General features: G+C 62.9%; 15 protein-coding genes. 1 reads left to right on the forward strand and 14 read right to left on the reverse strand.

Annotation, left to right across the window (positions count from 1 at the left end):
• Positions 1 to 5: 5 nt before the first annotated feature.
• From ACFFN1_RS06795 to ACFFN1_RS06805, 3 genes are read right to left on the reverse strand one after another with little or no spacing between them, the layout of a single operon-like run.
• Positions 6 to 1,133 (reverse strand): Gp37-like protein, encoded by a 1,128-nt coding sequence (locus ACFFN1_RS06795; RefSeq protein ID WP_376839786.1) that lies wholly within the window; start codon positions 1,131 to 1,133, stop codon positions 6 to 8.
• A complete protein-coding gene (locus ACFFN1_RS06800) occupies positions 1,133 to 2,632 on the reverse strand; it encodes a phage distal tail protein (protein ID WP_376839788.1) in 1,500 nt (499 codons plus the stop codon). The genes ACFFN1_RS06795 and ACFFN1_RS06800 overlap by 1 nt, the downstream gene beginning before the upstream one ends.
• Positions 2,632 to 8,511 (reverse strand): tape measure protein, encoded by a 5,880-nt coding sequence (locus tag ACFFN1_RS06805; protein ID WP_376839791.1) that lies wholly within the window; start codon positions 8,509 to 8,511, stop codon positions 2,632 to 2,634. The genes ACFFN1_RS06800 and ACFFN1_RS06805 overlap by 1 nt, the downstream gene beginning before the upstream one ends.
• A 27-nt stretch (positions 8,512 to 8,538) precedes the next feature.
• On the opposite strand from ACFFN1_RS06805, the gene ACFFN1_RS06810 reads away from it, so the two are divergent.
• On the forward strand, positions 8,539 to 8,805 hold the full coding sequence (locus ACFFN1_RS06810; RefSeq protein WP_376839794.1) for a hypothetical protein: 267 nt from the start codon (positions 8,539 to 8,541) through the stop codon (positions 8,803 to 8,805).
• Positions 8,806 to 9,133: 328 nt separating this feature from the next.
• Here the strand turns inward: ACFFN1_RS06810 and ACFFN1_RS06815 are convergent, their stop codons facing one another.
• The 11 genes from ACFFN1_RS06815 to ACFFN1_RS06865 all read right to left on the reverse strand — a co-directional run bounded on the left by ACFFN1_RS06815 (position 9,134) and on the right by ACFFN1_RS06865 (position 14,346).
• Positions 9,134 to 9,760 carry a hypothetical protein gene (locus ACFFN1_RS06815; protein WP_376839795.1) on the reverse strand — a complete coding sequence of 209 codons (627 nt, stop codon included), beginning with the start codon at positions 9,758 to 9,760 and terminating at the stop codon, positions 9,134 to 9,136.
• 95 nt (positions 9,761 to 9,855) lie between these two features.
• Positions 9,856 to 10,392, reverse strand: coding sequence for a phage tail tube protein (locus ACFFN1_RS06820; RefSeq protein ID WP_376839797.1), 537 nt, complete (start codon positions 10,390 to 10,392; stop codon positions 9,856 to 9,858).
• Entirely contained in the window at positions 10,392 to 10,562 is a 171-nt protein-coding gene (locus ACFFN1_RS06825) for a hypothetical protein (protein ID WP_376839799.1), read from the reverse strand. Before ACFFN1_RS06825 ends, ACFFN1_RS06820 begins: the two co-directional genes overlap by 1 nt.
• 49 nt (positions 10,563 to 10,611) lie before the next feature.
• Positions 10,612 to 10,998 carry a hypothetical protein gene (locus ACFFN1_RS06830; RefSeq protein ID WP_376839802.1) on the reverse strand — a complete coding sequence of 129 codons (387 nt, stop codon included), beginning with the start codon at positions 10,996 to 10,998 and terminating at the stop codon, positions 10,612 to 10,614.
• Positions 10,988 to 11,302: a hypothetical protein gene (locus ACFFN1_RS06835; protein ID WP_376839805.1), complete on the reverse strand. Its 315-nt coding sequence runs from the start codon at positions 11,300 to 11,302 to the stop codon at positions 10,988 to 10,990. Before ACFFN1_RS06835 ends, ACFFN1_RS06830 begins: the two co-directional genes overlap by 11 nt.
• 50 nt (positions 11,303 to 11,352) lie before the next feature.
• A complete protein-coding gene (locus ACFFN1_RS06840) occupies positions 11,353 to 11,739 on the reverse strand; it encodes a DUF6093 family protein (protein ID WP_376839807.1) in 387 nt (128 codons plus the stop codon).
• A complete protein-coding gene (locus tag ACFFN1_RS06845; RefSeq protein WP_376839809.1) occupies positions 11,736 to 12,125 on the reverse strand; it encodes a Gp19/Gp15/Gp42 family protein in 390 nt (129 codons plus the stop codon). Before ACFFN1_RS06845 ends, ACFFN1_RS06840 begins: the two co-directional genes overlap by 4 nt.
• The gene (locus ACFFN1_RS06850) at positions 12,125 to 12,331 is read right to left on the reverse strand and encodes a hypothetical protein (protein ID WP_376839812.1); all 207 of its coding nucleotides are present in this window, start codon (positions 12,329 to 12,331) and stop codon (positions 12,125 to 12,127) included. Before ACFFN1_RS06850 ends, ACFFN1_RS06845 begins: the two co-directional genes overlap by 1 nt.
• A 55-nt stretch (positions 12,332 to 12,386) precedes the next feature.
• Positions 12,387 to 13,418, reverse strand: a complete 1,032-nt coding sequence (locus ACFFN1_RS06855) for a major capsid protein (RefSeq protein ID WP_376839815.1) — start codon at positions 13,416 to 13,418, stop codon at positions 12,387 to 12,389.
• Positions 13,419 to 13,432: 14 nt separating this feature from the next.
• Positions 13,433 to 13,789 carry a head decoration protein gene (locus ACFFN1_RS06860; protein WP_376839817.1) on the reverse strand — a complete coding sequence of 119 codons (357 nt, stop codon included), beginning with the start codon at positions 13,787 to 13,789 and terminating at the stop codon, positions 13,433 to 13,435.
• A 44-nt stretch (positions 13,790 to 13,833) separates the two neighbouring features.
• Positions 13,834 to 14,346: a hypothetical protein gene (locus ACFFN1_RS06865; protein ID WP_376839820.1), complete on the reverse strand. Its 513-nt coding sequence runs from the start codon at positions 14,344 to 14,346 to the stop codon at positions 13,834 to 13,836.
• Between the last annotated feature and the right edge of the window lie 11 nt (positions 14,347 to 14,357).

Genomic DNA, 14,357 nt, shown 5'->3' on the forward strand with positions numbered 1-14,357 from the left:
TTCTCCTATCTGGTCGCTGTTTCTCGCAGCTGCCTGGACAGCTCACGCACACGCTGGTTGAGTCGGCCTGTCGCCTGGTTGAGTTGGGTTTCGTCCGCAGTCGGGCCGACCTGGTATTTCGTGTCCGTTTTTTTCGCGTCCCACGTGATTTCGGCGATCTGCAAGGTGTCGGTGATGGTCTGCCCGTCGAGGTCGGCTGTGATCCGGTCACCGAGGCCGTAGTCGATCCCGAACCGGCGGTTGGGGACAGGGTGCGCGTCGAACGTCACCAAGCTCTTGGCTTGACCGTCGTCCAGCTCTTTATCAGCGGCCTGCTTCAGCTCGTTGCTGTCGGTGGTGGATTGCCGGTCAACGAACTGCGTGACGCGGATGCCCCAATGTGGGTCGGGGCGGGTGGCGCGCCAGAGTTTCCGTGTCGTGCCGGTGCCTGTCCCGCCGACGATCACCTCAGTCACCTCAGGGGCCTGCTGGGTGAGCGTGTACCCGCCGATACCGCCGTTGGCGCGTGTCAACCGGACAACGCGGGTGAGGTCACGGGGTGCCCTGAGGCGGAAGATGACCTCGGCGTTGTGGGTGTCGAAGAACGTGACCAGCCCACCATTCTCGGCTGCCGTTTTGACCACGTCGAGGAGGTTCGTGAACCTCTCCCCCACCTGCACGGTCTTGCCCTTGACGGTGGAGTCGGGGACACGCAGATATGGGACCTTGTAGTCTGCTGGCGCGGTGGGTCCGATCTGCTCACGGATGAGCCTACGGATCACATCCCCTGCCGGGCCTTGCCCTTTCCACATGTCCTGCGCGGGCAGCTGCCCTGTCACTGTCGGGGGGTTGGGGATGACGAGCGCGCCCGCGAGGAGCGCATGATAGGACACGCCCGAAATGCTGATGGTGCGTGTGTGGTTGTCTGGTGAGGCGGTCTCGGTGAACTCCGTGATGAAACCAGAGACGACGGGTGCCCCGTGGTCGGTGATGCGGACGTGCCAGCCGGGTTGTGCGCGCCGCCATCGTGGGTCGTTGCCGTTCGCCTCCACAGACCAGGTCGAGACGCTGTTGTTGCGGAGGACGGCTTTCCCTGACAGTGATGGGAGCACGCCACGCGGGGCGAGATCGTGGTTGCGGATTTCGACCTGCATCAGAAGCCCGCCAGCCACTGTTCAACATATTTGAGGGTGACGGTCGATTCGGGTTTGCCGTTCACCATGCTCATGCGGATCCTGTTAATGCCAGGCTTGAGGGGGAAGAACGTCGAGTCCTCAGAGACCCGCTCCCATAGGCTGCCGTCCATCGCCGACCCTGAGGTGACATCCTGCTCTTGCGGCCGAGTCGTGATCGTGACCTTCTCCCCGAACTGGCCTCGGATGAAAATCCGTTCGCCGGTGTCGTCGTTCTGGATCAGCAGGTCCTCACCCGGGCCGGTCACCTCCCAGACGGGCCATGCTTCGGCATCGCCCTGGATGTTGATGACTTGCGCGCCCTGCACGGTGGAGTCGGACAGCATGACAGGGAAGAACGGGTATGCGTGTGAGGCTCCACGCCCGTCCGCGACTGATGGTGTCCTCCCCGGTGCGCCCTCCCACCGATAGTCGGGGTCGCTCGTGTCTGGCGTGTCACCTGAGAAGAACTCGCCCGTCTCGGTCCCTGCCTCGATGATGAGCTGAGATACGGTGATGCTCTCTCCGATAGGCATTGGCCCGCCGTCGGGAGACGTGACATTGAGGTCAAGACTGACCTTGTGGAGTGTGTGTGCCGCATCCGTGCGAGCCTCGACCGCTACCCACTCCCCAGCCGGTGCTTCCACCACGGCAGGGGTGCCGAGGTACGCCCACTCGCTTGCTGGGGTGTCCTGCCTGCTGAATCGGGCTTCCACGCTCATCGGCGCGGACGCCCGCACCATGACTCGGCCCGCGAACAGCGATGCCGGAGGCAGCGTTGACGTCGATCTGAGGCCGGTGGAAATGCCTCCGCTCCCGGCAGCCTTGGCGGTGAGGATGAGTCCGCTACCGCCGTCGATCCCTTCCGTGTCAGTCAGTGAACGGGTGTGCGACTGGCCGCGGTACAGCACCACGTTATGGAACGACGAAAAGGTGGGGTTCTCTGCGAGATTGACCCGCTGCACCCTCGGATCCGCACCCGTGATAAAAGCCTTTCGCGCCGCCGCGACGCGCTGCTCCTGCACCCGCGTCACCCCGAACCAGAGTGGGTCCAGGGCGAGGAGTTTCACCGCACAGTGCCGCCACCACACATGAGAGTCCTGGCCACCAAGCCCACCCTGCAGGCCGTCAACGTAGTAGCACCAGCGGCGGCGCACAGTCCCCAGCTCAGGTGCGCGGACGATCAGCTCGACCGGCTCCGACGATGCTGGGACGAGGACACGCTCAAACTCGCGCACCCGCACCGACACCTGGGACTGGTCTGTGTCGCGGAACGCTACCGGCAGCATCATCTCCGACTCACCGAACCGGGTAGACCGGAACACCGACCCGTGCACGGCAGGCAGCGGGGTTGACTCGATTTCCCGTTCCGGCAGACCGAAACCCCTCACCCCGTCCAGCAGGAACACGCCGGACGCACCACCGACCGTGGACAGCTCGATTTCCCCAGCCGACGATTTGAGAGTGACCTCCAGCCACATCAGAACCCACCCCCATACAGTGCCTGCGTATCAGCGAACGCCTGGACAGTCTTCTTCGCGATCCGCTCCTCAATCAGCCCCGCGTTGTCGTTGTTCACGACCAGCGACGGCGGCAGATTATCCACGACAGCCTTAGCCAGCCGGTCGTAGTCGATTGCTCCGGTACCTGCCGTCGAGGTTGTGTTGGCCAGCCGCAGTGACGACATGACCTCGGGGGTGAGCTGGCTGTTCGGGATGACCTGCTCCCCGCCGTGGAAGTGGACGAGCTCGGGGCCTTGCTCACCGACGAGCGCCCACCCCCGAGTAGCGGCCTCGGTGCCCTCTTGGTAGCCGTGACCCTTGCCGATGAAGCTGAGCATCGACCGGCCGCGCCGGGATGCCTTGAACTTTGCCCAATTCATGCCGGCGACGAGGTTCGCGAGCGGGTGGAACCGGTCGTTGGGCAGGCTCTTGTCACGGAAGGCGCGGAAGGTGGAGCCGATGACCTGGACGAGGCCGTGGGCGAGGTCTCCGGAGCGGTTGTTGACGTCGCCGATGTTGCCCTGGATCGCGCGAGGGTTGCCACCGGACTCCGTCTGGATCTGCCGCAACCACGCGCTGATGTAGTCCTCGGTGGTGGGCAGGCCGACACGCTGCAGGGCCTGGATGACGGTGTCCCGCCAGCGGCCCACACCAGACCCGCCGGGCATTTGGAACGTGTTCTGTTTGCCGTACTCGGCGGCCTTACCGACCAGCCCGACAGCGGCCTTGTCCATGATCCCGCGAGCCATCTGCGCCATCGTCGGGTTGAGACCGTCCAGGGAGATGTTCTTGCGGATTCGGGTGATGTGCTTCGCCGCCGCATCCCGGTACGCCTTCTCCAAGTTCGCGCCCGCCGTGACACCGACCTTGTCGAGGAACGGATAGGAGGGCGTGAACCCACCTCCGTGCATGTCCCACTCACCCGGCGGCACCAGACCAGCACCCATCGGCGGTCGCATCGCCGCGAGGTGGATGTGGTCGAAGTGCATGGCCCGGGTGACGCCGGTGTACATGTGTGGGCGGCCCCGGTGGAGCTGGCGGCGGCCTGCCGGTGAGAAGATCAGCTCGGCGAGCTGGGGGCCGTAGTTGGCTGCGAGCCAGTTGAAGATCGCCATGCTGGGAGTGATGTCGATAGCCCGGCCAGCCCCGTGGTGGGAGCGGTTACCGGTTGCTGTGATCGACCCGGGACGGTATGCGGAGTGCAGGCGTGCTTGCGGGAACTGGTTTTTGACCAGCGCCCACCATGGCCGCCAGATGCCGGAGTCAGCGAACGCGGTCACTCCCGGGATCGCTGGGATGACGCCGCCGTGGGCGAAGTGCATCATCGAGTGGACGGCGGCAGTGTCTCCGGCGCGGGCGGCACGGTTGATGGCCTTGACTCCGTCCGCGCCGCCGACCATGCGGGTGAACTCGGGCCGCATGATCGCTTCTCCACCAGAGAGGTAGAGGTCGCCGCCGGTGCGTGACCGGAAGTGGTGCACGTCCTTACCAGGGGTGTAGCCAGGTAGCACACCGCCAGATGCAAGAGCAATCGGCTTGGGTGCCGAGAGTTTCACGCCCACGTCACCGAACGCGCCGTTGACCTCCTTCGTGAACTTCCCGAGCACGTCAATCAGCCGGTTGAGGTCGCTGCCGAGGACAGGCCTAGCTGCCTGCATCTGGCCGTGCATCCCATCCCTGAGGCCCCGGAATGCGGTAACGCCGGTGTCGCGCATCGAGTGGAAGCCCGCCCGGTTCACGTCACGCATCACGCTCATGTGCGCTGCATGGTCGGCCCGCATCCCGGACTGTGTGGCCGCGTTGACGTTCCGCAGTGTCTGCGTCTCCGTGATGCCGGTGGCGCGCATCTGAGCGAAGCTGGTGCGGGTGCCAGACAGCATCTCCGACTGCCGCAGACGAGTATCAGCCAGCATCCCTGCCTGGTTCGTCTGCACAGTCGTGAGCATCGTCGCCTGCTCCGCCGCAGTCGCCTGACGGGCCTGCGCCTGCGAGGTCTGCGTAGCGACACCCATCGCCTTCTGAGCGAGCTGCGTCGCGGTCGCCATGCCCTGCTGGGAGGTCTCAGTCTGGGCCTGCTGCTCCGTCATCGACAGCGAGACAGCGTCACGCATCACCTGCATCGCCGTGAGGGTCTGCGCCGACATGTCCGCCATCACAGTGGAGGCCTCGGGCAGGTCACCGACCGTCACCGGGATCGCACCCATCGACGGGATCGCCGCGTCAGCCATCGCTGCTGCAGCCGCCTGGATGCCACCCAGCTGGGACATGATCCCGACCGTGAGACCCTCAGCGGTATTCGCGCCGAGTTCCGCCATGACGGTGGATGGGGAGCGGATTCCGAGCACCTGCTTGAACACCGCCTCCATCTGGCGGGCGAGGGAGGCGATCTGGCTCTCGACGTTCTTCTTCTGCGACTCGATGCCCTTGACGACACCCTGAGCCGCGTTCACGCCACCCTTGTGGAACCCCTCGGTGACGATCTGCCCGATCCGGTTGGCCTGCTTCTCGTAGTCCGACCAGAGACCAATGTAGGACTGCCGATCGCTCTTCGACGCGCCGAGGAAAGCGTCCGCCAGCGTGATGCCCTCAGCGGGGCCAGCGGCGGCGATCTCCTGCAGGATCGCGCCCGGCACACCAGCCTTGCGCAAAGCGGTCAGCTTGTCAGCGAACTGCCGCAACTGTCCCACGTCAGCGGACATGCGGCGGTTCGCGCCAGCGACACCCGTGTGCGTGTCCCACCGTCCGCCGGAGAACTCCTGGTAGTCGCCGAGGTCGAGCTTCCGGCCCGACAGCAGCCCGGACGCGACAGATTTCTGGATGCCCTCCAACTCGCTGGCTTTGTCCTTAGCGTCCTTGAGGCGTGCGTCGAGCTTCTCAGCCTGCCCGTAGAGGCGGCGCAGTGAGGCTTCGAAACGGCGAGCCGAGCTGTTCGCGATCGAGCGTGCCCGCTGGGAGAGGTCTTCGTTCTTCCCCAGCCCGAACATCCGATCCACCGCACTATATGCGCCGGAGAGCCCACCAGTGACCTGATCCCTCAACGACCCGCGCCGCACATCCGTCCGGAAGTCCGCCCGCAACTCGTTGACCCTGGCACTGCGTTCCTGCTCAGCCTTCCTGCGCTCACCCGCGAGCTTCGCGGCACGCTCATCCTCCTGCGCCCGCTTCTTCGCCGCCGCCAGAGAACGTTTCGCCGCATCCAGCTCATCCTGAGCGACACGAACCCTGCGCTCCGCCGCCTGCTTCGCCGCCTTGCTCTTCGCGTCCGACTTCTGCCGGCGAGCACGAGTCAACGCCGCCTGCGCATCATCCACCCGCGACTGAGCAGACGCGACACCACCAGCAGCCATCGGCATCACACCCGGCATCCGCCGCATCGACTCGGCCAGAATCCGCCACGACCGGCGAGACCCATCCAGCGGGATGAACGCCTCATCCACATCCATCCGATCACCCACGACCCGCCACGTGTTCGGCGGCACCATCTGAGCGATCGGCTGCATCGACGTCAGACCGCCATAAGCCATCGGGATCGCGAACCCGCCGTCATGCCACAGGTCAGACCGCCGCGTCGTTACCTTCCGGAGTGGATCCTGCGGATTCGTGAGCCGATAGTTCGGATTCACCAGACGGTCAGGGAAGTTCTTGAACTGCCCCTCGTTGATCTTCAGCTCACCGTAAACGGTGACCTTTCGATCTTTTGTCAGCTCTTTGAGCTTCGCTTCGGAAGTCTTGATCTTCTCTTCAAGCGCCGTAATCTGAGCGGCCACAATGGGGCTAGGCTCCATCGCGTTAAGTTCGTCCAGGCGGGTTTTCGCGCTATCGACCTGCTCCTGCAGCGTCGTGGCATCCGCTTCGAGGTCGATGTCCGGGATACCAGTGGCGGAGTTAACGAAACCGTCAACAGCGCTCTGGCCCTCATTGAACTTGTCGATGGCGCGCTGAAGTTCCGCGTCAGAGGCGTCAGCGAGCTGCTTCACCCGGAAAGCGCCCTCCTCACCAAGGGACATAAGGAAGTCGATGAACTCTTGCGGGGCACCGCGCTGCATCAGCGTTTCGAGATTCGAAAACCACGTCTGCTGAGCCTCGACCTGCTTCGCCATGTCATTGATCCACTCCGACAGCGTCAGCTTCGCGTCCTTCGCGGACGACGCGAAATCGAGGAACCCCTCCGCGCCCTCACGGAGCGCGTCAGCGTACTCTGTGAGCCGCTGTTGCGCCTCAGCTGCCTCTGGGGACATCGCGCCGATACCGTCAGCGGCGGACTCGGAAGCAGTGCCAGCCTCTTCGGCGGCGTTGACATATTCGGGGAAAAGCTCCTTCAGCTTCTCCATTGAGATGCCCTGCTCTTCAGCCTGCTTCTTAACGTCAGCGAACGCGGCAGCAGCCTCCGCGGTCTTGCCACTTTCGACCAGACCGGCAAGAGCTTGATCGACAGAGGAAACCCCGGCTGAAAGCTCTCCGAGCGGAGACCCCCACCCGGTCATCTCTCCGAGAGAGTGATTGAGCCTTTCGTACCAATCAGCGTTGGCTACCTTATTGAGAGCTTCCCCAAAGCTCGTTACCTTTTCTTCCCCGAGCCAATCCCCGCTAGCTTCCCACTTAGATATTTTGTCTATCGCGGAGACAAAGTTGCGAGACCCTTCAGCCGCTCTTTCAAGCGCCCTCTGGTACTTATCTGAGGCGACCTCTACGTCGCGGGGAAACACCTTGGCAGCGATGGCCATCGTTGCCATTGCAGCAGCTACCGCAGCTAGTGCGCCGCCGGCAATTTTAGCGGCAGGCTTTAGCTTCTCCAGGCCGCGTGCAGTCTTTCCGATCAACCCCTTCTGCCCGGAGAGCGTGTCGAATGCGCCCTGTATCTCGACAATCTTCGGCATGAGGAGGAGGAATCCGCCGACACCCAGCGATGCGGCACCACCGAGGCCAGCGAGGGCAAGGCCCGTGTTCCGGATCGGGGCCGGCAGAGACTCAAACGCACGGAGCGCATCAGCGAGCTTATTCAGCCCAGCAATGGCGAGACCTCCGCCCTCCGGGCCGACCAACGGCTCAGCGATCGACGCAGACAGGTCACGCCAAGCAGCCTTCACCCGGTCGAACGCCCCAGCGAAAGTATCCTTGACATTCGCGGCCGCGCCCCCAAACCTCTCCGACATGCCAGCAACCAGCGCATCAAGCGCCTCCGTCGCATCCAGCGACCCAGCGGTGATGTCCTCACGGATCTGCGCGCCCGTCTTGCCCATCTGAGAGCCGATCAGCGTCGCCGCGTCGATACCACGGTTGCCGAACTCGATCAGATCCTGGGCGGTGATCTTCGCAGCCGACTGGATCTTCGAGATCGTGGTCGAGATCTCAGCGATCTGCTGATTACTGCCACCTGTCGCGGCCACAGCGTCCTGGATCGCTTCGAGATAAGGGATCGCCTTCTTCGCTTCAATGCCGAAGCCGATCATCTGCTGCTGAGCCTGGATGAACACCTGCTTCGCGAACGGCGACTTCCTCGCGAACTCGTCCAGCTTGTCCATCTGGGCGTTCGCTTCCTTAGCCCCACCCATAAGCGTATTCATCGCGGCGCGAGAAGTCTGCTGCAGCGTGTTGTACTCGATACCGGTCTTCGCAGCCGCCGCACCCACCGCGGTAATCGCGCCACCAACAACCGTCAGAGCAGTGCCAGCAGTGGTCCAGGCCTGCTGGTTTTCGCGTGCATGCTGCAGCATCGACCCGAAACCGGACTTCGAACTCCGTTCCGCACCATCGATCTTCTTGCCAGCACGCTCCGCAGCCGCACCGACCTTGTCGAAGCCGTCAACGGCCTGCTGATACTCGGCCCGGAGGCGCAGTACGATAGACCTATCAGCCACAGCTACCCCCGTTCAAAGGAAAAGAAAATGGACGATCACGGCCGCACTGAGCGAACGCGTAAAGAGATGACAAGCGAGTCAAAAACAGAATCACGAGTTGCCGGCAAACCAAATTGGGCTAAATCGCTGATTTTCGCCGGGTTTTTTCTTCTGTCTATAGGGCTACTAATTGCTATCGTTGGGGTTCCGGCATTAGGGCTGGGCCTCATCCTGATGTCCGTGCAGTGCTGGATCGCGGCGGCGATAGCGCGTCCGCTTGAAGCGATCTACGACGTTCTGCGGACGCGGGCCTGACGGACTTTCTTCTCCCGGGCTACGTCTTCCTCGTTCAACGAGACATACGTCAATTGCCCCGGCGTCGGCTCATCATCATTGGACTTCTTCTTCTTCTGCTGCTCAGCGGTATGGGCGCACGCATAACACGTCACGTCCTCATGCGTCTCCCACGCCCCAGCGGTGTCCGGATCCCATGCCTTAGACCTCAACTGCCCACATCCGGGGCAGTGAGCGGTGGAGTCGAACTCGATGAGCGCCTCAGCAAGCACCCGGTCACGTTCGCCCCACTCCTGCAACAAGACGGTAGGGCGAACGGACCAGGCCTTTGCTGCGCGCAGCGACCGGACTAGCTGCGGTCGTTCTTCGAGTTCTTTCGCGACAAAGGGACCGGGATCGTGACCTCCTGCGTCGTCGCGGCCATCGCCGCGGCCGCGAGGCGGAGGATCTGCACTGTCCCGAGCCGACCCTTCATGATCTCGACTTCGTTAGGTGTGATGTCGGTTTTGACGACATCACCGACTGGGTTCTCCACCTTCACGAGCGCTTTAGCGATCAGCCGGTAGTTCGCCTGATCCTGCGCTTTCTCAGTGGCTTTCTCGTGAGCCTTACGCGTCTCATCCGAAGCGTTCTCCGGGAGGTCGTCCGGGAAGCCGCATTCGTCCTTGGTGGACTCGATCTCGTCCTCGCTGAGCGCACGGATATACCAGGTCGTCTTCGATGCCTGCCACTGTTCATACAGTTGTCGCATCTCTTCTTCGATGTCATCGACAGTCGAGGAGCTCATCGCTTCCTCACCCTCAGCGACATCGCGTTCAATGGCGAGCTGCCGGTCGAGGGACTCGAAACGGGCGAATAGGTCGGGGCGGCCGTAGATCTCGACGGAACGCTGAGCAACAGTGCCGGATTCGAGCCACTGGTCGAACCATGACTCGGTCACATCGACCGGAGTGCCAACATCGTGGTTATCAGGCATGATTGTGTCTTTCTCTCGATGGATGATCGGTGGATGAAAGAGGTGACCTGTCGGGGCCGGTCATCCACCAAACCGACCCCGACAGGAGCTCGTCATCAGACAGCCGCGATCTTGCCGTCCAGCCACGCATCCTGAACGAGGCCGACGATGTGGCGCTTGATGTAGCCTCCCTGATCGCCGGGCTTCTGCGGGTTGTCCACGACGATCTCGTAAACGTTGACCTCATCATTGGCGGCCCACTCGTCGGTGGACTTCTTACCGGTCTCACGCTCAGCGAGCCAGAAGCGGGTGCCCTTCGTCTTCAGCGCCTGATAGAGGGTGTCACCGATGCCGCCACCGTCACCGGACTCAGCGGTCTCGGGAGCGCCGGTTTTCTCATCGAAGTAACGGAAGATGTCGAACTCAGCGGTGTAGTTCGAAGCGCCGGGAGCCTGCACGTTCAGTTCGGCGCACAGCGGTGACTCATCGACGGTCTCCGATGCCTGCGGGCCGACGTTGTACCCGCCGGACACGATCCGGCACGCAGCGTCAATACCCGCATTGAGTTCGGCCAGAGTTGGAGCCTTCGGGTCGGCGGGCTTGGCCGACAGGATCGCAACCTTAGTCTTGCCCTTAGCCAGTGAAGTGGGCATTACTTATCCCCTTTCTTGTTGCTGTCGGCCTTGCTGGCCGTGCGATCGGCCGCCTGCTCAGCGACCGCCTTCGGTGTTTCCCGGAGGTTCTTGAAGATCCCGAACCACTGTTCGGGTACGCGGCCGACCTTTCGGCCGGTCGTCTTGTCGTAGGCGTCCTTGAAAGCCATGACGTGTTCCTTTCGGGCATGAAAAAGCCCCGGCGACGGGGCTTGGGGGTCATTTCTCGACGGTGTATATGTCTACGGCGAAACACGGGTGCCGGTTCGTTCCCGCTATCACCTCATCCCGGTCCGGGGTGGCGGCCTGGTGGTCGTCCAGGGTGAGGGTGTAGCCGGCGACCCTGACGGGCAGACCTCCTGGTTGGAGGATCTGTCGGGCGCTGGCGATCATCACGCGGGCGCCTTCGCATGTGCCGGCCGCGCCGGTGATGCCGAGCCGGTCTTGCACGCCGATCATCCGGGATGACAACGGCCGCTCTACATGCGGGCGGGCTTCCCCACCCCACACGACGAAGTACGGGTATTTCGGGTTCGATTCGGTCACGTCCGTGTCGTAGACCGGGTAGCCGAGCTGCTTCAGCAAGGAGATGAGGTCAGAGAGCATCTCCCATCACCCGCCTCAGATACTCACTCAGCGCCGGCGATTCCTTCCGGAGGCCGTTCTCCACATCGACAGTCCCACCGCCACCACGTGACGACCCGAAGTAGGCGATGTTCGCCAGCCTGGCTGCCCGGTAGCGTTTGTCGGGGCCGATCTCCACCTCGACCGATGAGTCATCGGACTCGATGTCGAAGTTGATGGTCTTGCCGATCTGATGGAAGTGCTTCGACCGTGAGAAATCGTCCCGCATCGTGTTCTTGATGTTCACCGCGGCGCGCTTCATCACCCGGTCGATGCCGGTTTTCATCCGCTCATTAACCCGACCGCAGTCAGCGGCAAACTTCCTGAGGTCGTCCATCACGCCGCCTTGAACTCGACAGCCACCCGGCATGCGGTGGCGAACGTTTTCACCGGTGCCGATTCCGTGACCCGGTACTGCAGGCCGACGAGTTCCGGGTCGTGGGACTGTACGAAAGTCACCAGATGCCCGACCTGAGGTCGGTAGCCCCCGACCGGGAGGTGCAGCATCATCATCTGTGTGACAGCCGTATGCGAGATGACCTCGTTGGTGCGCCCGGTGGAGGCGTAGGCGTTGAGTTTCGCTTTCCCCTCATACACCAGCACCTGCAGCCCCTCCCCGGTCAGAGGATCGACCTGGCCAGAGAGCTCGACAATCTTCACGGTGTCGGTCATGAGACGTTCGGCGGCAGCCCGGCCAGCGCGCACAGCATGGAACGCAGTCATCGCGGATCCCGGAACATCAACGACGTGAACGCTTTCCCCCGCCGTGATGTCGGCATGAGGTCACGCCACTCTTCATCGGTGATGAACACTTCACCGCGAGCCCAATTCGAGTTCAGGCCATATGAGTAGTCGTCAATACGTTCATTCTGCTTACCGGTCGGGTTCTGCCACTTCCGCTCCACAGCGTTGACCACAACCCTCGTGAGGGTGCGGTCGGACAGTTTACCGGCCTGCAGCATCGCGTCGATGTCCTTGCGTTCACGGATGAACCGTGAACGGATGATGTCCTCGGCATCACCGATCCATGCCAGGACGCGCTTTTCGTCTGCCTCCGAGAGATCGATGCCGAGGCGTTCCTCCACGTCGTGAAGTTCCGCCCATGCCATTACTGCACCAGCGCCTTGATTTCGGTGCGAGTCATCTCGTCATCGACGTGGATGCCGCGGCTCGCCGCGTACGCCGCCCATTCGTCGCGGGACGCATTGCCCCGAGGGACAGTCTCGTTCGCCTCGACCACAGTGGAGTCTGCGACTTCCTGAACGAGAACGATGTCGGCGGTGCCATCCGGGCGGTGCTTCAGTACGTAACCCATGCGGGCCTCCTCCATGTTGGAGGGTGGGGAGACATCGGCCTCCCCACCCGGTGGGTCACAGAACCTCGATCGCCATGGACAGGTTCGCGTTCGCCAGCACCGGCATACCGATAGCTGCCGAACGGATCCATGCCGTCAGCGGATCGTCCTCTCGGTAAGCGCCCACCACGAGGCCAGGCTGATCCGCCTGCGGGAGGTTGTATCGGGCATCCTGAGCCTCAAGGGTCGTACCCAGGAACGTGGCACCGAGCGCTGAACCTTCCTCCGCGTTCGGGTCAGTTGCGGCCGGGAGGAAGAACAGGTTGTTCTCCGGCAGGACCCGCACTTTCCTGCCGCCCTGCTGGACCTTCCGGTTGTAGGTCGTGACAGCGGGCAGTCCGTGCGTGCCCAGGATGGCGTTGACGGCCTCGATGGACAGGATCGACGGGACAGTCCCACCGACGCTGGCCAGACCCTTCAGCGCATCCGATCGGATGAGCGCAGACACGACCTTGGTCGAGGTCAGGATCGTTCCCGGCATTTCACCGTTCTCATCCGAGTACAGCTCGGCCGCAGCGATGAGGTCAGTCAGCGGATCGCCGCCGGCACCCCACTTCTTGTCCACGGCAAACGTGAACTCCGGCTTGCGTCCGAAGTCAGCGTTGGCGATGAACTCGTTCTCGGCGATCGTGGCCTTGCCGGTCGCGAGCGACTGGCCGCGCTGCAGCTCAAGCCGGTCAACGACGGCTCTGGCGGCAGTCCGTGTCAGCCGGTCAGCTGATGCCTGTACCGCCTCAGTGGAATCGCGCCCGCGTGAACGCAGCTGGTCGTACTCCGACCAGCGGTACTTCCGACCCAGGGGCGGGAGTTCCAGCTTCACGCGCTGACCGCCCGGGGTGTCACCGATGGGGGTCTCAGCGTCGTAGGAGCGGTACTCCGCGACCTCGGTCAGGCCGGTGTCGCCGACGGTGAACGCCACGTCAATGTCGTCCACGGTACGGTTCGGAAGCCAGCGGGCGAGGGTGCCCTGCGCGGCTTCGTAGTCCTCAGCAGTCTGGCGGGCGAATCCCGTCTGATCTGCGGGATCAATCACATCTGTCCACAACATGGTTGTTTCCTTCCTCAGACGTAGATGAACGCGCCAGCGTCAGACGGGGCGGTGAACTCGACAGGCAGCTTCTTGACGATGATCCGGCCGTGGTCGAGCAGCGGGGCGACAATGTCGCCGCCGTCAGTCTTGACGGTCTGATTCGTCAGGAGGAAGCCGACGAGGGTCTCACCCTCACCCAGCGGCTTGTACTTGTTGCCGGACTTCGCCAGCGGCAGACCGGAAGGCAGGTAGCCTTCCGGGTAGTGGGTTTCCTTCGTCAGCGACGAGCGGTCAATGGTGATGGTGCGCGCATTCGTAACTGCGTGCCGCGAACCAAGCCACGACGCCTTGTCGTCACCGACCTTCTCAGTGATGACAGTCAAATCCATGATTCAACCTTTCTTGTGATGGGTGCCGTGGCGGTTTCACGGCCTTACTTGGTTTTGGCCCGCTCCCGACCGGTGGACACAGAGGTCACAGATTCGTTAGGGTCACCCGTCCCAGATGCGGGGACAGGGGAAGGTGTGGTGTTGCCGCGGAACTGGAGGAGCTCGTCAGCGAACGCTTCGAGTTCTTCCTTCGTCGTGCCCTGCAGCATGTTGGCGGGCACGCCTTTCTCAAACGCGACAGTGCTGCGCAGAGCTGTGTGCTCTGCCTGCTGCTTCGCGGCTTCCAGGTCGGCTGTCTGCTTTTCGAGAGTGGCGATCCAGTCTTCGGCCTTCTGCAGTTCCGACTTCTCGCCGTCTTCGATCTCTTTGAGTCTGGCGGCGGCTTGTTTCAGGTCTTCGTAGTCGTCAGGGACGACTGGTTCACGGTTCTTCCGGTCACGCGCGAGGCGGTCCCCGATGATCTTGTCGAGTGCTTCCTGGCTGGTGATCGGCTGGAAACCGTTCTTACCCTGATCGGTGGATTCGTTGGTGGATTCGTTGACCCTGGTGTCACCCATGGTTTTCTCCG

The sequence above is a fragment of the Brevibacterium otitidis genome (genome assembly GCF_042429315.1).
Classification (GTDB): domain Bacteria; phylum Actinomycetota; class Actinomycetes; order Actinomycetales; family Brevibacteriaceae; genus Brevibacterium; species Brevibacterium otitidis.